Consider the following 17673-nt stretch of genomic DNA (forward strand, 5'->3'; position numbering starts at 1 on the left):
TCAGTCCTCGAGCGGCAGGATGGCGATTTCGAACCAGTATTCCTTCAGCCGCTGGATCGCCGCGAACAGCCCGTCGAGATCGACCGGCTTCTGCACATAGGTATTGGCGCCTAGCGCATAGCAGCCTTCGATGTCGCGCTCGTCGTCGGAGGTGGTCAGGATCACCACCGGGATTTTGCGCCAGCCGGCGTTCGATTTGATCGCCTCCAGCGTCTTGCGGCCGTCAAGGCCCGGCATGTTGAGATCGAGCAGGATCAGCCCCGGCTTCGGCACCATCGCCGCGAGCATGTCGAGCGCTTCCTGCCCGGAGGCCGCCCAGCGGATCGAATTGCGCAGGTTGGTGCGTTTGAAGGCGCGCATCGTTGCTTCGAAATCGTCTTCGCTGTCCTCGACGATCAGGATCGGTTGCGTGTCACGCTGCTGCATTCTGCCCCTCGCGTTTTTTTCCCAGGGTGAAATAGAATGTGGTGCCGGCGCCGACCTCGGATTCCAGCCAGATATCGCCATTGTGCCGGGCGATGATCTTGCGGACGAAGGTGAGGCCTGCCCCGGTGCCGTCGTCGGAATCCTGCGACTTTTCCAGCCGTTTGAAAATGCGGAAAATGTCCTCATGGAATTCCTGGGGTATGCCCTTGCCGTTATCCCTAACGAAAAACACGTTGCGGGCAACCTTGCCGTCCTTGCCGACGAACCGATCGAGATAGCCGATCGAAACGAGCGGAGCCGGCTTGTCATTGTATTTGATCGCATTGGTGATGAGATTGCGGAACACCTCGGTCAATCGCGGCGCGTCGCAGACCACATCCGGCAACTGGCCGTCGATGATGACCTTGGCATGTCGCTCCTCCAGCAGGAGTTCCATCGTCGCGACGACATCCTTGACGATCAGGCCGATATCGGTGCGTTTGACCGCCAGCTGTTGCCGCCCGAGCCGGGAGAAGTAAAGAAGGTCGTTGACGAGTTTCTCCATCCGCTGGCTGAGGCGCACCAGCCGGTTCAGCCGGCGTACGCCGTCATCGTCGAGCTTGTCTTCATAGTCCTCCAGCAGGAACCGGGAGTGGTTGTGCAGGCCGCGCAGCGGTTCCTTGAGGTCATGCGAGGCGATATAGGCGAATTCGTCGAGGTCGTGGTTGCTGCGCTCGAGTTCGGCCGTATAGGCCTCGAGCTGGGCAAGCGTCGTTTTCATCCGCTCTTCCTGCCTGGCGCGCTCGCTGATATCACGCACGATACCGACGAAAATCTTCGTATCGCCGGTGGCGACGGCGCTGATGGAAACGTCGATCGGAAAGACGATGCCGCTCTTGCGTCGTCCGGAGACCATGCGTGTCGTGCCGATGATGCGCTCTTCGCCGGTCTGGCGGTAATGGGCGAGATAGCCGTCGTGCTCGGAATGGTAGGGTTCGGGCATCAGCATCTTGATATTCTGACCGATCGTCTCCTGCGGAGAGTAACCGAACATGGTTTCGGCCGCTGGGTTGAAGCTCCTGATCGTTCCAGCCTCGTCGATGACGATGACGGCATCGGGCGTGCCGCGCACCAGCGCGCCGAAGCGGACGCGCTCGGTTTCGAGGTTATGATTGTTGCGCATGAAATAAAAGACGAGGATGGCGATCAGCCAGAGCGTCGCCGCCGTAATCGTGCGGTTGGCGATCTCCTGCCAGAACGCCGCCTCGTCGTGCCGGACGGCGAAGAAGCCGAGCATCAAAAGCACGGTGCAGGCAAAAGCGAAGAAAAGCGGCGCGTTCCTGTTGCCGAACCAGAGCGCCGTCAGCACCAGCGGCACATAGAGAATACCGTTGGCGACGCCGAGCGGCGTATAGAGATCGACGAGAAGGCCGGTGAAGCAGACCGCAGCCGGGATCCAGAGCGGGATCTGCGCCCGGTTTGCCGGCTGCATCCACCAGGAGCGGGCGAGAAGCCCCGAGCCGAAGATCACGATGCCGATCGCCGTATGCAGCGCCATCGCCGCATAGGGTCCCCAGCGGTAACCCTGTTCGGCTGATGTGACATAGCTGGCCAGGGCGATCATGCCGAGGGTGATGACGACATAGCTCGTCAATTCCTGCACCACCTGGCTTTTCCTCTCCGCGTGGAGAGCGAGCAGCAGCGAAAGATTGGCGATCAGGAAGACCAACGCCGTATTCGGCCCCATGCCGCCACCGATCTCAGCGATGAAATCGGGCGGAACCAGGAAGCGCGCGATCAACAGGTCGACATTGTGGAAAGTCCGCCCGATGGTGATGATTTCCACCAGCCGGGCCGCGGCGATCGCCGCGGCAAGCCCTGCCATGATCGTTGCTGCCAACCGAAAGCGACGGGCAGCCAGCGTCGAGGCCGCCAGCCCCAGGCCGGAAAGCACGAAGCAGAGCGCGGTGTTGAAGGCCATCGACGGAAAGCCGGGAACGAGCGAAATGATCGCCTTGATCTGCAGCAGCCAGCCGGCAACAGCGCTCACCCCGAGAAGGACCATCAGGCAGCCAACCGCAATCGCGAAGCCACGGTAGCGCGATCGCCTCCGCTGGTCCTGAAGGTCCACGTTGCCCTTATCCTGCACCCGTCGTTTCCTCCTCGCTTGGCGTCGCCATTTTTTCCGAAATCGAGGAATACTCAATAGTCAGTGGCGGGCGGTGCCACGCTTTTCGCAAAACGATTTTTCGACAAGATGGATCGAATTTTCGTGAAATCGCGATATCGTGACGGTGAAGGACAACGAGGTTCATTCGAACAATATCCAAATCACGGTGCTGAATGCCTACCATAATTTATGTCGACGACAGCAGGGATGATCTCTTCTATCTCGACTATATCCGCAGGAAGCAGCAGATAGAGGTCGATCTATTCTGTTTTTCGACCGCCGAGACGGCGCTGGCGGCGCTGGAACAGCGCGCGGCGGAAGGCTGGCCCCTGCCGGAACTGCTGGTCGTCGATCTCTACATGCCACTCGACAGCGGCATCGGCCTGGTGAGCAGGCTGCGCCGGGATGATCGTTTCAAAGCGATGCGGCTTGCTGTCTGCAGCGGATCGGATGCGGCCGAGGACCGGGCGCGCTCACTTGAGGCCGGCGCCGATGTCTATCTGGAAAAGCCGCTTGACCTCGCCAGGATTATTCTCAATCTCGAGATGTAGGAAACGGCGAAAGCCCGCCAAGCTGTTTCCTGTCCTTTGTCCAAGCCATATGACAAACCGAGATTGACAAGGTCGAGGACGCATCCCAAGATGCAACCGAAGCGAAGCAAATGCGACGCAAATTAAGCGCTGAGAGAACCGATCAACCCGCGTTCGCCGCCACGAACATCAGCCAACCCCTTAGCTGAATGGGTCTATCGGCTCTCTCGCGCTTACGTCTGGCACTGCCTTCTCGCATTCATGGATGTTGATGCGCGAAGATTTACGACACCCAGGTAAGAACTACTGCCCCTCAGTAACCCGTGCATCACTTGTAGTTGAGATAGTTGATGATTTCCGCCTTAAATATCGAAAGTCCCCGTTTCGATATTCGTCATCAACCGTCTCGCAATTTTTGTAGCTCTTCGCGTTTAAGACGTATATCCCAAGATTTCGGGATTGGAGGCATTGGCGGAGGAGAGGAAGAGTGGGAATGAACAATGTCCCGGCAATTCCCTTTCATGCCGGACCGGAGCTGAGTCGGGCGATCAACCGCACCGATTTTTTCCGTCTGCTGAAGTCGGCCGCGCAGCACTATAACTTCGATAATTTCGCGCTGGCCCGCATTTCCGAGGCTTCGGCCCCTTTCGGTGAACGCGATATCGTCATCACCAATGTCGCCGAGCGGCGTGTCGGCCTTTTCATCACGACGTTGAAGGAAGCGCTCGGCACCGTCCGGGCAAAGTCCGCTCAGTTTCTGGCAACGCCGGTTCACGGCAGGAATGTGCGGCCGGAAGATTACCGGTCCGATCTCGTTTTCAACGAGTTCCAGAGTGGCGTCTTCCTGTTCATCCCGCTGTTCACCCCGGAAGGGCGGCGCTATTGTCTTGTGCTCAGCGGCGAGCGTCAGGAGCCGGATCAGAGCGAGATCGCCGACATGCTTCTCGACGCCATGCGCATTTTCGACAAGCTTTATGAGGAAATCCTGACGCCGGAAATGTCCGGACGGCTTACCCACCGCGAATCGGAAATCGTCAAATGGACGAGCGAAGGCAAGACGTCGGCGGAGATCGCCATCATTCTCGGTCTCTCCGAACATACGGTCAATTCGCACATCACCGCGGCCGCGCGCAAACTGGACGCCGTCAACCGCGTTCATATGGTGGCGATCGCCTTGCGGAATGGTTTGGTTACGTGAAGCTGGTTTCGGGATTGGGGAATTGAGACGATGATCACCGAAACGGGCCGAAGGAACGCCGTAAAGGTTCTCTTTGTCGACGACGAATTCATCGAATTCCGTGCGCTCAAGAAGAAGATCGCCGAGCTCTCCGAGCCGGCCGTCGAGGTGGAATATTCACCGTCTATCGGGGACGCGCTGGAAAAAATCCGCTTGGCGCGTTTCGATCTCATCCTGCTCGACAACCGCCTTCTGCCGAACGCCGATTTCCGCGAAACGGTGCCGGAACTGCGCGGCATCGGTTACACCGGCCCGATCGGCGTCGTCTCGACCGATATATCGGGCGGCTATTTCCAGGAGTTCCCGAACTACGGCGTCGATTTTCGCATCGGCAAGGACGAGATCGATGCCCAGACGCTGCAGCACATCATCCGCGAATATGTGACCTATGACGTCCCGGATTTTTGGAAGGACGATTACAGCATCTGACCCTAAAGCGCGGCGCGATCTTCAGATTCGCCTGCCACTCGCATAACCACTGCACACTTTTGCGAGACGCTTAGGCAATCGGAAGGCGGATGATGAAGCGGCTGCCGCTTGCATCCGAATGTTCCAGGCTGATATTGCCGCCAAGTGCCGTCAGAAACTCCCGCGCCGTCGTCAATCCGAGGCCGGCGCCCTGGACCGCTCCCGCCTTCGGCAATTTCCAGAAAGGCTCGAATATCCGCTCGCGATAGGCAGTATCGATGCCCGGGCCATTGTCGGAGATCCGGATGAACCAATCCGTGCCCTTTCGCTCCGCCGCAATCGTCACACGTGGCGGCGCTTCGCCGCGATAAATGAGGGCATTGGTCAGCAGATGCCGCAGCACCAGCCCGAGCAGGGCGGCGTCGGTGCGGATGGAGGGCAGGCCTTCGCTTTCAAGCGTCGCATCGCTAACCCCAGTTTCGTCGGTCAGCTCGCCCCAGACATTTTCGGAGAGCGCCTGCAGATCGACCTCTTCAGGTGTCACCTGAGGTGCTCCGCCCGCAAGGCTCATCAATGCCTTGGTGAGGCGTTGTGCGGCTTGCGCCTTCTCCATGATCATCCTGAGGCTCTGAAGCTGGTCGCCGTCGAGCGTTTCCTCGAGATCGTCGAGCAGCAGCTCGGCATACATGGCGATATGGCGGAGCGGCGATTGCAGGTCGTGCGAGGCGGTCGCGAGAAATCGTTTGATGCGCTCCTCGCTGTCGCCGGCAATATTGGTTTCCGATGGTCTCGTCGGGTCGGATGACATCTTGCGGTTTCCCGATCTCTGTGGCAGCGCCGCGTCTGTTTTCAGGCACGCAAAGGACGCTGTAATCCTTTGAAACGCTGCATGATTTTATCCTTGCAGTCACCGACAATAGAAAGAGGGCGCCGGCTCTGCAACCGGCGCCCTCTTCAAGGATGCGTCAACTGGATATTTTAGCTTGCCGACTTGCGCGGGCGACCCTGTTCCGGCGGGATGATCTCAACGGCCGTATCGTCTCCCGGGGCGGCCTTGGCGTGGCGGCGGCGCCAGTCGCCGAGGAAGAGCAGAATCGGGGCGGCGATGAAGATCGAAGAGGCGCCGGCCACGAGAATGCCGAAGACCATCGGGATCGCGAAGCTCGAGACGGCGCTGCCGCCCCAGATCGCCATCGGCACCAGGGCGAGGAAGGCCGTCGCATTGGTGTAGAGGCTTCGCGCCAGGGTCTCGTTGATCGACTTGTCGATGATCTCGCGCAACGGCATCGACTTATAGAGCCGCATGTTTTCGCGCATGCGGTCATAGACGACGACCTTGTCGTTCACCGAGTAACCGACGAGCGTCAGGATGGCGGCGATGGCCGTCAGGTTGAAGTCGAGGCCGGTGATCGCGAAGAAGCCGATCGCCTTGGTGACGTCGAGCACCAGCGTGACGATGGCGCCGACGGCAAACGGCCATTCGAACCGCACCCAGATATAGATCAGCATCGCGAAGCTTGCGATCACCACCGACAGGATGCCGGCCGAGGCGAGCTCGCCGCTGACCTTGGGGCCGATGACGTCGGTGCCTTCGACGGTGGCGGACGGGTCGATCTTGGCGACTTCTGCCTTCAGCTTGGTCACCGCTGCCGTCTGCGCCTCTTCGCCGCCCTCCTGCCGCTGCGCGCGGACGAGGATGCTGTTCTTGTCGCCGAAGGACTGCAGCGTGATTTCGCCGAGGCCGAGACTATCAAGACCTTCGCGGAACTTCGCAAGATCAGCAGCCCCTTGCGTCTTGACGGACATCTGGATGCCGCCGCGGAAATCGACGCCGTAGTTGAGGCCGGGATGAATGAACAGCACGACGGAGGCAATCGACAGCAGCGCCGAAACGGTGACGCCGAAGAAGCGCGCCTTCATGAACTGGATATGCTTGTCATAAGGGCTGAACGGGATCAGCGGCCGGATGTTCAGCACCTTGAACTTGCGGCGGCGGGTGATCTCGATCATTGCGACGCGCACGAAGGCAACCGAGGTGAACATCGAGATGATCAGGCCGAGCGCCATGGTCACGGCAAAGCCGCGAACCGGTCCGGAGCCGAAATAGAACAGGATGGCGGCCGCAATCAGGGCCGTCATGTTGCCGTCGATGATGGTGGAATAGGCCCGGTTGAAGCCGGTATCGATGGCGGCGAAGGCGCTCTTGCCCTTGCGCGTTTCCTCACGGATGCGCTCGTTAATGAGAACGTTGGCATCGACCGCAAGGCCGATGCCGAGCACGACACCGGCAATGCCCGGCAGGGTCAGCGTCGCCCCCACCAGCGTCAGGGCCGAGAAGGTCAGGATCGTGTGGATCAGCAGCGCCACATTCGCCAGGATGCCCCAGGTGCCATAGAGAACGAAGATGAAGAGGGCAACGAGAGCAAAGCCGACGAGGCCGGAATAAATACCCATCTTGATGGCATCGGCGCCGAGGTCGGCGCCGACCGTGCGTTCCTCGATGACCGTCAGCTTGGCGGGCAGGGCGCCGGCGCGCAGCATGGCGGCAAGTGTCGTGGCGCTGTCGGCCGAGAAGTTGCCGGAAATCTGGCCGGAACCGCCGGTGATCGGCTCGCGGATGACAGGGGCGCTCAGCACCTTGTCGTCGAGGACGATGGCGAAGGGATTGCCGACGTTTTGACGGGTGATATCGGCAAAGCGGCTGGCCCCGGCGCTGTCGAAGCGGAAGCTGACGATCGGCTCATGCGTGTTCGGATCGAAGCTGACGCGGGCATCCGACAGCCGGTCGCCGGAGATTTCGACACGATCGAGCACCGGGTAGGTACGGCCTTCATCGTCCTTCAGCATGGTCACGCCGGGACCTGGCTGGTTGTTCGGCGACAGCATGTGGAACGACATCTTGGCGGTGGAGCCGAGAAGCTCACGCAGGCGCGACGGGTCCTGTGCGCCCGGAAGCTGGACGAGCACGCGGTTGGCGCCGATGCGCTGGATGGTCGGCTCGGAGACGCCGACCTGGTCGACGCGCTGGCGGATGACTTCAAGGCTCTGCTGGACGGCATTGTCGACATTGGCGGAGATGCCGGCCGGCGAGAAGCCGACGGTGATGGTGGCGCCGTTTGCAGTGACGGCAAGATCCGCCTGACCGGCGCTGATGCCGGTGCTGATCGGGTTGGCGAGCGTCTTGAGCTCGGTGACGGCGGCATCGCTCTGGGCGGCATCGGCGAGCGTCACGACGATCTGGTTCTGGCTGCGGACGACGGCCTTGGGCTGGATGCCCTTTTCGCGCAGCACGCGGCGGGCGTCCTGAAGCAGCGATTGCAGCCGCTCCTTGGTCAGATCGGCTTCGTCGACTTCCAGAACGAGATGCGAGCCGCCGCGAAGGTCGAGGCCGAGCGACACCTGTTCATGCGGCAGCCAAGCCGGCACGCGCTGGAGGACGGATTGCGGCAGGACGTTCGGCAGGGCGATTAATAGGCCGAGAAAGATGATCACCGTATAGGTGAACACCAGCCATGGTGAAGTACGCATGTTGTATTCCTTAGATAATCGAGGGCCGGCGCTCAGGCGCTGGCGGTATGTCGTCAGATGTCGGAAGCGCCTCGGCGCAAACGTCAGGCAGCCGCCGGCGGGGCGCGCGGCTGATGGGCCCTGGAGACCGCGGCATGAAGCGACGCTTCAGATGCCGGAAAAACGGCTGATATGTCCCAGCCGGCGAAATCGAGAACCGGGGCGGCGGCAAGCGCGGGCGATCCGCTGTCATGGACTGCCTGCTTCGGCGCAAGCCTGCGCTCGGTGGCGAGCAATCCGCGCACGGCATCGCGCGCAGTCAGCTGCGGCGGCTGCGGATCCCGGCCGGAGGAGGAAAGCGTATTGACGGCGACATCGGGCGAGATGATCAGATTGCCGCCGAAAAGCAGGCCGAGATAAGCAAGGATGGCGAAGAGGAGGGAAGCGGCGATACGGTTCGTCAGACGGTGCTGATCCAGCTCCATCGTCTCCGTCCCGGCGATGTCACTCCCGTATCGGCTCAAAAGCGCGCCAATCTCTCATTCTCTTTGCGGCGGAGGGTCATCCGCCGGGATAATTGTATCAGGCCCATGCCCGTCTTCATAGGGCACACTCTCATGATGCACTTGGGCGAGCCGGTCAACCATGCCAAGCCCGATTTCACGCTCGCCCATGATGACGGTGTCGGCGCCATAGTGCTTCAATTCATCGACCTCGGCGTCGGAATGGGCGCGGGCGACGATGAGGATCGACGGATTGACGCTGCGCGCCTGTTCGGCGATGCGGCAGGCCTCGAAGGCGTTCGGGATGGCGATGGCGATGCTGCGGGCGCCTGAGAGATTGGCGAGGTCGAGCGTTTCCCTCGCCACCGCATTGCCCATCAGGGTTTCGATGCCCTGCGCCTTCAGTTCGCCGATGCGCTTGTCGGAATCCTCGATGACGAGAAAAGGTGTGGCTGACGATTTGAGGTTCTGTCCGACGATGCTGCCGACCCGCCCGTAGCCGACGAGAATGGCGTGGCCGCCGAGAGCGGTCGGGTGCACCTCGTCGTCTTCGGCCGGCGTCTCCTCCTGGGTGGCGATCGCATCGGCAGCGGCTGGGTCCGCCACGACGTCTTCACGTTTCGCACCTTCGAAAAGCGGCCGCATGCGGTCGCAGAGGAAGAACAGCAGCGGATTGAGGATGATCGAGATGATGGCGCCGGCGAGGATCAGATCGCGGCCTTCTCCCGGCAGCAGACCGAGTTCGACGCCGAGGGCGGCGAGGATGAAGGAGAATTCGCCGATCTGGCCGAGGCTGGCCGAAATCGTCAGCGCCGTGCCGAGCGGCTTCTTGAAGGCGAGCACGATCAGCAGCGCGGCGACGGACTTGCCGATGACGATGATGAAGATGGTGGCCAGAATCGGCAGTGGCTTGTCGATCAGGATGTTCGGATCGAACAGCATGCCGACCGAGACGAAGAACAGCACGGCGAAGGCGTCGCGCAGCGGCAGGCTTTCCTGGGCGGCGCGATGGCTGAGCTCGCTTTCGGCCAGCACCATGCCGGCAAAGAAGGCGCCGAGCGCCAGCGACACGCCGAAGAGCTTTGCCGCGCCGAAAGCGACGCCGAGCGCGATCGCCAGCACGCCGAGCCGGAACAGCTCGCGCGACCCGGTATGGGCAATGCGGTGCATCGTCCACGGAATGAGCTTGCGGCCGAAGACCAGCATCAGCGCCACGAACAGCGCCACCTTCACCAGCGTCATGGCGATCATGCCGCCGATGCCGAGATCGAGCCCGAACAGGCGGCTCAGCCCGGCCGAGAGCGGCTCGACAGGAGCATGGCCCTCGCCGCCGATGCTGGCTGCGGCCGGGATCAGCACCAGCGCCAGCACCATGGCGAGATCCTCGACGATCAGCCAGCCGACGGCGATCCTGCCGCGCTCCGTCTCGACGAGCCGCCGCTCCTGTAGCGCTTTCAGCAGCACCACGGTTGAAGCGACCGAAAGCGCCAGGCCGAAGACCAGGCTGCCGCCGGTCGGCCAGCCCATGAAGGCGCCAAGCCCCCAGCCGAGCAGGGTCGCAAAGGCGATCTGCGCGATGGCGCCGGGCACCGCGATGCCGCGCACCGACAGCAGGTCTTTCAGGGAGAAATGCAGTCCGACACCGAACATCAGCAGGATGACGCCGATTTCGGCCAGCTCCGGCGCCAGGCTCTGATCCGCCACATAACCTGGCGTATGCGGCCCGACCAGGACGCCGGCGATCAGATAGCCCACCAGCGGCGGCATCCGCAGCCGATGGGCAAACGCGCCGAAGATGAAAGCCAGCACGAGGCCGCCGACGATTGTCGAAATCAAGGGCGTATCGTGTGGCATCGCTGTCTCCCGATCTGGAAATCCCGTTCGTAATATGACATATATGGTCTATATCGACCAATATGGGTAAATTAGAATTATGGGTCAAGGCGCAAGGGAAACAATTCTCACCCCGGCTCTCTGCCGCGCGGCGCGCGGCCTGCTCGACTGGACCCAGACCGATCTTGCCGAAAGGGCAGCCGTCTCGCGCAGCACCATTCGCGATTATGAGGGTCGCCACCACGAGATCCACCGCGCGACGGAGGCGCAGCTGCGCCTCGCCTTCGAGGAGGGCGGCGTCAGATTCGTCGAGATCGAAGGGGCGGGCACCGGCCTCTGCCTGGCCAATCCAGCCGGCTGAACCCGTTCAGGGCGCCAGGCAGGCGGCAGAGACCTTGTAAACGGAGAGCGCCTTGCCCTTGTAATAGCCCGCCGTCGGCTGCCAGTTCTTCAGCAGCTCGGGCGTCTCGGTGGCGCAGCTGAAGGGACCGTCCGTCAGGAAGAGCACCTTGCCGGTTATGTCGGCCGGCAGGGCGAATTCCTGCTCGTAATAGCTCTCGGGAAGGCCCGCCGGCGCGCGCGCATAGATCCTGTAGGAGCTGCCGCGCAGCGTATAGAAAAGATCGGCGACCATGTCGCGATCATTGGTGACGATGATGTCGGTGCCGGCCTGGCCGGCAAGTGCTGCGGCTTGGCGGCTGACCTCGGCGCGGCCGAGATAGCGCTTCATCACCTCGTCGCCGTTCGGCAAAAGCAACTGTTGCGGAAAGATTGTCGCCAGCGGAAAGAGCAGGCTGGCGACGCCGTTGATGGCGAGCGACAGCCTGAGCCCTTTCGGCCATAACCGATAGAGCAGCCAGACGGCAAGGATGGTGCCAGCGACATAGGCGGTCACGGCCCAGTTGGCATAGGCCTTGGCGACCGTTGCCTGCAGCGTGATCAGCACCACCACCGGCATCGACAGCCAGACCAGCATCTTTTCCCGGTCGTCGCTCCTGCCCTTGATCATGCGATAGACCGCCCAGAGCATCGCAAAGAAGATGATCGGCCCGACGACGCCGAATTGGGCGGAGAAGAATTCCAGCCCGCGACGGAGATTGATGCCGAGTTCGCTCCAATGGGCGATGTCCTGCGTATGCCGCACCGTCGTATTGTCGTGCTGCAGGTTCCACCAGAGGTTCGGCAAGGCGACAACAATCGCGACCGCGACCGCGATGATGAAATCCCGGATGGCGATGCGTGCGGCCGGAATGAGGAGGAGAGCAAGCGCGCCGCCGGGAAGCACGAACAGCACGGCATATTTCGTCAGGAAGGCGAGGCCGACGCCGAGGCCCATGATGAGCGCCAGCCCGACCGAGCGCCGCTGTGTCAGGCCGAAATAGGCAAGCAAGACGATCGCGATGAAGAACAGCAGGATCACGTCGGTCGAAAAGAATACCGAAGACAGCGCGACGCCCGGGAGGGTGATATAGGTGGCGCCCGTCCAGCCTTCGATCTCCGGCCCGACGAAACGCTTCGCTACCTTCATCAGCACCAGCGCCGCCGCCATATGGATCAGCGGTCCGGCGAGCCTGATCCAGTAGATGGCGTCGGAACCGGAGAATTCGGTCATCGCCCGGATCACCCAGGCAATCATCGGCGGCTTCGAATAATAGCCGAGATCGAGATTCTGCGACCAGAACCAGTACTGCGCCTCGTCGACGAAAAGGTCGGTCGCATCGAAATGCAGCGTGACGACGCGCCAGAGCGTGAAGCCAAGAACGATGAGGAGACCTGATCTGGGGGACATGAACCGACTGTTCCGCTGACATGAAAGGCGCGAGTGCGATTACACCAAAGGCGCCGGACTGCCAACGGGAAAGGTCTAGAACACCCGAAGTCCGCGGATGTCGCGGTTTGCGGCGAGAGAATCGAGGCGGGCGACGGCGGCAAGCAGCGTCATTGCAATCAAGCAGGAACCCAATCCGAGAACAATCATTGCTCTGTCCTTGTCGACGTCATGTCTTGGCTATCGACCGGCCTATAACACGGAGCTTGCGTGTGCCTTGTAGCAGCCGTGCAACTCCGCAGCAGTATTTTTTGCCAACGGCCTTGAATTGCTTCAAAAGCCGGCACTGCGAAAAGGCTTATTAACCTTCAGGCAAGGAATTAACCATAAACATTGCTTTACACGTCGGAATGGGAAGATGCACTCGTTCCCACCAGGCATGACGCCGTCCCGCCGTACCGGGTTGATCCGGTATCCATCTCTTCAGACAGCTCCGAAACATAGCTGATCAGGGGGCTCGACCCGCCGGTTGTAACCGGTGGCAAGGACCGTCTCCACGCTTGGCGTTTATCGGATGCTGCAAAAGTTTTTGGCCGGGCCTTCGCTCGGAACGTGGTTGGGGACAGGCGTTGAGGCAGGACATGCCATCAGATCAGGCTCGTGGAGCGCAGGCAGGCAGCTTGCGCGACCGCCTGCGTTTTGCCGGTCTCGATGCCGAGCAGTGCGAGCTGGTGCGCCGCAACCGGCCTGCCCTCGAAGCACATCTGAAGGCAGGTCTCAGGGATCTCTTCCACAGGTTCCAGTCGTTCCCCGACGCTTCGCGCAATTTCGAGAGCGAGCGCCAGGTCGAGCGTCTGCATGATCTGCAGTCCTCGCATTGGGACGTGCTGACGGATGCGCGGTTCGACAGCCTCTATGCCGAGCGCGTCAAGGTTCTCTCCGATACCGAAAGCAAGATCGGCCTCGACCCGCGCTGGCACGTGGCCGGCCATGGCGTTATGCTGGAGCATGTCGTTTCCGGTCTCGCCGAGAATATTGCCGGCCGGCCGCTGCTGCCGTCTGCCAAGCGCCGCAGCCGCGAAATTTCCGATCTGATGACCGCGATCATCCGCATCGTCATGGTCGATGTGGAAATCGCCGTCTCGCTGCGTTTCAACGCGCTGCGCGCCGCCCAGAGCCGCGCGCTTGCCGATCAGCGCGCCGACAATGAGGCCGAGATCGCCCGGATCTTCGGCGATGTCATCGAAGGTCTTGCCGCCCGCGACCTGACGCGGCGCGCGCCCGTCGATGGCGATCATGCCGGGATCGCCGCCGCGCTGAACGGTGCGCTGGATGGTCTCCAGGCCGAATTTACAGCCATCACCGATCGCACGCTGAAGGCCGAAGCGGCGACGGCCTCGCTTGCTGGCCTGTCCAGGCAGTTTGCCGGCACGGCTTCCGGCCAGGCCGAGCGGCTGCAGCTTTCCGCCGCGGCCCTTGCCGGCATCGCCGGCAGTGTCCGCGACGGTGCTGCCGACAGCCGCGCCGCCGAGCAGGCAGCCGCCTCGACGCGCACCGCCGTCGAAGAAAGCGGCGAGGTCGTCGGCCGCGCGATCAGCGCCATGGCCGATATCGAGCAGTCTGCCGAAAAGATCGGCCAGATCATCGGCGCGATCGACGAGATCGCCTTCCAGACCAATCTCCTGGCGCTGAATGCCGGCATCGAGGCCGCCCGCGCCGGTGATTCCGGCCGCGGTTTTGCCGTCGTCGCCCAGGAAGTCCGCGCTCTGGCACAGCGCTCAGCCGAAGCCGCCCGCGAGATCAAGACGCTGGTGACGACAACCAAGGCACAGGTCGACGCCGGCGTGCAGATGGTTGGCCGTACACAGGATTCGATCGGCAGCATCGTGCGCCAGGTCACCGACATCAACGCCGCCATATCAGGCATCGCCACCCGAACCGGTGAACATGCCGAAAGCCTCGACAGCGTGACATCAGACGTCAAGAGCCTGGGCGGCGAGGTGGCCGACAGCGCCGGCCTTGCCGAGCGCTCCGCCGAAGGCGCCGACCACCTGCACACCGTCATTCTCGAACTCGGCCAGACGATTCGCGAATTCCGCATCGCCCGGGAAAATGCCCATGCTGGGCGCCCGGCGCCGGTGCGCGTGACGCCGCCGCGCGCCCTCGAGGCCGCCGCCCGTCCGGCACCTGTCGAAGATGAATACGAAAATGATGATTTTAGCCTTCCGCAACCTCTCGCGAGCGTCGGAGGTGGGCGGAATGTTTACTAACCTATCGGATTATCACCTCAGCTCGTCTGCTCGGGCCGGGGACAAGGGGACAAGGAAAAACTGATGGTAGCAAAGAAGAGTGGCAAGACGCTGGATTTGACAGCGGTGCTCGACCTCAACGAGGCCTCGGCCTTGCGCGATAAACTCCTCTCGCTGCGCGGCAGCGGTCTTTCGATCGACGCCTCGGGCGTCGAGCGGATCGGCGCTCTTTGTGCCCAGGTTCTGATGTCCGCCGAGAAGACCTGGGAACAGGACAAGCAGCCATTCACCTTCTCCAAGGTGTCCGACGCATTTCAGAAAACCATGCAGCTGGTGGGCGTCAATATTGATCACCTGCTTGCCAAGGAGATTCGGCAATGAAGAAAAAAGTTCTTACCGTGGATGATTCCCGCACCATCCGAAACATGCTTCTCGTGACGCTGAACAATGCCGGCTTCGAGACGATTCAGGCGGAAGACGGCGTCGAGGGCCTCGAGGTTCTCGAAGAGTCCAATCCTGACGTCATCGTGACCGACATCAACATGCCGCGTCTCGACGGTTTCGGCTTCATCGAAGGCGTTCGCCGCAACGAAAAGTATCGGGCGATCCCGATCCTGGTCCTGACCACCGAAAGCGACGCGGAAAAGAAGAACCGCGCCCGCCAGGCTGGTGCCACGGGCTGGATCGTCAAGCCTTTCGACCCGGCCAAGCTGATCGATGCCATTGAGCGTGTAACCGCTTAAACCCAGGATTTGCTCCTATGGATATGAACGAAATCAAAGAGATCTTTTTCCAGGAGTGCGAGGAACAGCTCGCCGAGCTGGAATCCGGTCTTCTGAAAATGAATGATGGCGATCGCGATCCGGAAACCGTCAATGCGGTGTTCCGTGCCGTGCATTCGATCAAGGGGGGCGCCGGCGCCTTCGGCCTTGATGATCTGGTTGCCTTCGCCCATGTTTTCGAGACCACTCTCGATTGCGTTCGTTCCAACAAGCTGGAGCCGAATCAGGACGTCCTGAAGGTGATGCTGAAGTCGGCCGACGTGCTCGCCGACCTGACCAATGCTGCGCGCGACGGCGGCAGTGTCGATGAAAGCCGCAGCCGCGGCCTGGTCAAGGAACTCGAGGCGCTGGCCAACGGCGAGTTGCCGTCTCCCTCGGCATCGGCCGAGGCGCCGGCACCCAAGGCCGCCGCAAAGCCCGTGGCCAAGGCCGTTCCGGCCGCTCCGGCTCCGGCCGTCAAACCGACCGACGACAGCGGCTTCCAGCCGATCCCATTTTCCTTCGACGATTTTGGCGGCGAGGGCGATGCGGGCGCCGGGTTGCCGGCTTATGAAGTCACCTTCAAGCCGCGCTACGAACTCTATTCCAAGGGCAATGACGCTACGCTGCTGCTGCGCGACCTCTCGCGCCTCGGCGAAATGACCATCTATTGCAATACGGATGAGCTTCCCGGCCTCGAGGAACTCGATCCGGAAGGCGCTTATCTCTTCTGGAACGTCACGATCAAGACCGACAAGGGCGAGGACGCCATTCGCACCGTCTTCGAATTCGCCGAGTGGGATTGCGAACTGACGGTAAAGGCTGTCGCGGAAGCAAGAGCCGACGCGACCAGCAACGAGGAACTGCCGATGGTGCCGGTTCCGTTCGACCTGTCGATCCTGGACGAATCGGGCGCAGTGGAAGAAGTGTCCGGCGCTGTCGCCGCCGAGACCGCCGCCGCCGTTGCCGCGGCCGAGACTGCCTCCAATGTCACGCAGATGGCGGCAGCCGCTGCCCGCGTCGAGAAGAAGGAATCGGCATCCGCCGCAGCGGCCGCCGCAAGTGCCGCCGCCCAGAACAATGCCGCCGGCGCCGGCCAGACGATCCGCGTCGATCTCGACCGTGTCGACCGCCTGATCAACCTCGTCGGCGAACTGGTCATCAACCAGGCGATGCTGTCGCAGAGCGTCATCGAGAACGACACGACCGGCACCTCCTCGATCAATATGGGTCTCGAGGAGCTGCAGCAGCTCACCCGCGAGATCCAGGACTCGGTCATGGCGATCCGCGCGCAGCCGGTGAAGCCGGTGTTCCAGCGCATGTCGCGCATCGTCCGCGAAATCGCCGACATGACCGGCAAATCGATCCGCCTGATCACCGAAGGCGAAAATACCGAAGTCGACAAGACGGTTATCGACAAGCTGGCCGAGCCGCTGACCCACATGATCCGCAATGCGGTCGACCACGGTATCGAGACGCCTGAAAAGCGGGCAGCCGCCGGCAAGAACACCGAAGGCACGGTCCGCCTGACCGCCAAGCATCGTTCGGGACGCATCCTGATCGAGCTGGCCGATGACGGCGCCGGCATCAACCGCGAGAAGGTCCGCCAGAAGGCGATCGACAACGATCTCATCCCGGCCGATGCCAACCTGTCGGACGAGGAAATCGACAACCTGATCTTCCTGCCGGGCTTCTCGACGGCCGACAAGATCTCCGACATTTCAGGCCGCGGTGTCGGCATGGACGTCGTCAAGCGTTCGATCCAGGCGCTCGGCGGCCGTATCAACATCACCTCGAAGCCGGGCCACGGCTCGGTCTTCACCATGAGCCTGCCGCTGACGCTCGCCGTCCTCGACGGCATGGTAGTCACCGTTGCAGGCCAGACGCTGGTCGTGCCGCTGACGGCAATCGTCGAAACCCTGCAGCCGGAAGCGGCCGCGATCCATTCCTTCGGCGCAAACCACCGGCTGATCTCGATCCGCAACTCGTTCTGCCCGCTCGTCGATGTCGGCCGCATCCTGAACTTCCGCGCGACCCAGGCGAACCCGGTCGAGGGCGTGGCGCTTCTGGTGGAATCCGAAGGCGGCGGCCAGCGCGCCCTGATGGTCGACGCCATCCAGGGTCAGCGCCAGGTGGTCATCAAGAGCCTGGAAGCCAACTACACCCATGTGCCGGGCATTGCCGCCGCCACCATTCTCGGTGACGGGCGCGTCGCTCTCATCCTCGATGTCGACGCGGTTGTCGGCGCCTCGCGCGGCCAGTCGCTCAAAGCAGAAATGTCGTTAGCAGCGGTAGGGTAAGG

At 61.9% G+C, this 17673-nt stretch carries 15 protein-coding genes; 8 read left to right on the forward strand and 7 right to left on the reverse strand.

Features of this window, described 5'->3' with window-relative positions; genetic code table 11:
• Positions 1 to 426, reverse strand: a complete 426-nt coding sequence (locus tag PO860_RS01435) for a response regulator (protein ID WP_085736129.1) — start codon at positions 424 to 426, stop codon at positions 1 to 3.
• Positions 413 to 2554, reverse strand: coding sequence for a sensor histidine kinase (locus PO860_RS01440; RefSeq protein ID WP_275038032.1), 2142 nt, complete (start codon positions 2552 to 2554; stop codon positions 413 to 415). The genes PO860_RS01435 and PO860_RS01440 overlap by 14 nt, the downstream gene beginning before the upstream one ends.
• A gap of 194 nt (positions 2555 to 2748) precedes the next feature.
• Here PO860_RS01440 and PO860_RS01445 point away from each other — a divergent pair, with 194 nt between their 5' ends.
• The 3 genes from PO860_RS01445 (at position 2749) to PO860_RS01455 (ending at position 4771) form a co-directional block, all read left to right on the forward strand.
• A complete protein-coding gene (locus PO860_RS01445; RefSeq protein WP_183605666.1) occupies positions 2749 to 3126 on the forward strand; it encodes a response regulator in 378 nt (125 codons plus the stop codon).
• 472 nt (positions 3127 to 3598) lie between these two features.
• A complete protein-coding gene (locus PO860_RS01450; protein WP_273883549.1) occupies positions 3599 to 4303 on the forward strand; it encodes a helix-turn-helix transcriptional regulator in 705 nt (234 codons plus the stop codon).
• Between the two features lie 30 nt (positions 4304 to 4333).
• Positions 4334 to 4771 (forward strand): response regulator, encoded by a 438-nt coding sequence (locus tag PO860_RS01455; protein WP_183605668.1) that lies wholly within the window; start codon positions 4334 to 4336, stop codon positions 4769 to 4771.
• A gap of 70 nt (positions 4772 to 4841) precedes the next feature.
• Here the strand turns inward: PO860_RS01455 and PO860_RS01460 are convergent, their stop codons facing one another.
• From PO860_RS01460 to ybaL, 4 genes are all read right to left on the reverse strand, one after another.
• Complete coding sequence (locus PO860_RS01460; RefSeq protein WP_275038033.1) at positions 4842 to 5558, reverse strand: sensor histidine kinase; 717 nt, start codon at positions 5556 to 5558, stop codon at positions 4842 to 4844.
• Between the two features lie 170 nt (positions 5559 to 5728).
• Positions 5729 to 8278, reverse strand: a complete 2550-nt coding sequence (gene secD, locus PO860_RS01465; RefSeq protein ID WP_183605670.1) for a protein translocase subunit SecD — start codon at positions 8276 to 8278, stop codon at positions 5729 to 5731.
• Positions 8279 to 8361: 83 nt separating this feature from the next.
• Positions 8362 to 8742, reverse strand: coding sequence for a hypothetical protein (locus PO860_RS01470; protein WP_272782935.1), 381 nt, complete (start codon positions 8740 to 8742; stop codon positions 8362 to 8364).
• A gap of 54 nt (positions 8743 to 8796) precedes the next feature.
• A complete protein-coding gene (ybaL, locus tag PO860_RS01475; RefSeq protein WP_183605672.1) occupies positions 8797 to 10614 on the reverse strand; it encodes a YbaL family putative K(+) efflux transporter in 1818 nt (605 codons plus the stop codon).
• Positions 10615 to 10693: 79 nt separating this feature from the next.
• Here ybaL and PO860_RS01480 point away from each other — a divergent pair, with 79 nt between their 5' ends.
• The gene (locus PO860_RS01480; protein WP_183605673.1) at positions 10694 to 10954 is read left to right on the forward strand and encodes a helix-turn-helix domain-containing protein; all 261 of its coding nucleotides are present in this window, start codon (positions 10694 to 10696) and stop codon (positions 10952 to 10954) included.
• Between the two features lie 6 nt (positions 10955 to 10960).
• On the opposite strand, the gene PO860_RS01485 is transcribed toward PO860_RS01480, so the two are convergent.
• Complete coding sequence (locus tag PO860_RS01485; RefSeq protein WP_273883548.1) at positions 10961 to 12382, reverse strand: ArnT family glycosyltransferase; 1422 nt, start codon at positions 12380 to 12382, stop codon at positions 10961 to 10963.
• A gap of 620 nt (positions 12383 to 13002) precedes the next feature.
• Between PO860_RS01485 and PO860_RS01490 the strand changes: the two genes are divergently transcribed.
• From PO860_RS01490 to PO860_RS01505, 4 genes are all read left to right on the forward strand, one after another.
• The gene (locus PO860_RS01490; RefSeq protein ID WP_183605675.1) at positions 13003 to 14631 is read left to right on the forward strand and encodes a globin-coupled sensor protein; all 1629 of its coding nucleotides are present in this window, start codon (positions 13003 to 13005) and stop codon (positions 14629 to 14631) included.
• A gap of 63 nt (positions 14632 to 14694) precedes the next feature.
• Positions 14695 to 14991, forward strand: coding sequence for an STAS domain-containing protein (locus PO860_RS01495; protein ID WP_003588585.1), 297 nt, complete (start codon positions 14695 to 14697; stop codon positions 14989 to 14991).
• Positions 14988 to 15353, forward strand: a complete 366-nt coding sequence (gene cheY1 / locus PO860_RS01500; RefSeq protein ID WP_003570362.1) for a chemotaxis response regulator CheY1 — start codon at positions 14988 to 14990, stop codon at positions 15351 to 15353. The genes PO860_RS01495 and cheY1 overlap by 4 nt, the downstream gene beginning before the upstream one ends.
• Positions 15354 to 15370: 17 nt before the next feature.
• On the forward strand, positions 15371 to 17671 hold the full coding sequence (locus PO860_RS01505; RefSeq protein ID WP_273883547.1) for a chemotaxis protein CheA: 2301 nt from the start codon (positions 15371 to 15373) through the stop codon (positions 17669 to 17671).
• Positions 17672 to 17673 lie beyond the last annotated feature (2 nt).

The organism is Rhizobium binxianense, from assembly GCF_028994275.1.
Lineage (GTDB): Bacteria > Pseudomonadota > Alphaproteobacteria > Rhizobiales > Rhizobiaceae > Rhizobium > Rhizobium binxianense.

Coding starts and splice junctions, on each gene's coding strand:
- PO860_RS01505 (WP_273883547.1), top strand. CDS start 15,371: ATGGATATGAACGAAATCAAAGAGATCTTTTTCCAGGAGTGCGAGGAA.
- PO860_RS01450 (WP_273883549.1), top strand. CDS start 3,599: ATGAACAATGTCCCGGCAATTCCCTTTCATGCCGGACCGGAGCTGAGT.
- PO860_RS01470 (WP_272782935.1), bottom strand. CDS start 8,742: ATGGAGCTGGATCAGCACCGTCTGACGAACCGTATCGCCGCTTCCCTC.
- PO860_RS01490 (WP_183605675.1), top strand. CDS start 13,003: ATGCCATCAGATCAGGCTCGTGGAGCGCAGGCAGGCAGCTTGCGCGAC.
- cheY1 (WP_003570362.1), top strand. CDS start 14,988: ATGAAGAAAAAAGTTCTTACCGTGGATGATTCCCGCACCATCCGAAAC.
- PO860_RS01460 (WP_275038033.1), bottom strand. CDS start 5,558: ATGTCATCCGACCCGACGAGACCATCGGAAACCAATATTGCCGGCGAC.
- ybaL (WP_183605672.1), bottom strand. CDS start 10,614: ATGCCACACGATACGCCCTTGATTTCGACAATCGTCGGCGGCCTCGTG.
- PO860_RS01480 (WP_183605673.1), top strand. CDS start 10,694: ATGGGTCAAGGCGCAAGGGAAACAATTCTCACCCCGGCTCTCTGCCGC.
- secD (WP_183605670.1), bottom strand. CDS start 8,278: ATGCGTACTTCACCATGGCTGGTGTTCACCTATACGGTGATCATCTTT.
- PO860_RS01495 (WP_003588585.1), top strand. CDS start 14,695: ATGGTAGCAAAGAAGAGTGGCAAGACGCTGGATTTGACAGCGGTGCTC.
- PO860_RS01435 (WP_085736129.1), bottom strand. CDS start 426: ATGCAGCAGCGTGACACGCAACCGATCCTGATCGTCGAGGACAGCGAA.
- PO860_RS01445 (WP_183605666.1), top strand. CDS start 2,749: ATGCCTACCATAATTTATGTCGACGACAGCAGGGATGATCTCTTCTAT.
- PO860_RS01455 (WP_183605668.1), top strand. CDS start 4,334: ATGATCACCGAAACGGGCCGAAGGAACGCCGTAAAGGTTCTCTTTGTC.
- PO860_RS01485 (WP_273883548.1), bottom strand. CDS start 12,382: ATGTCCCCCAGATCAGGTCTCCTCATCGTTCTTGGCTTCACGCTCTGG.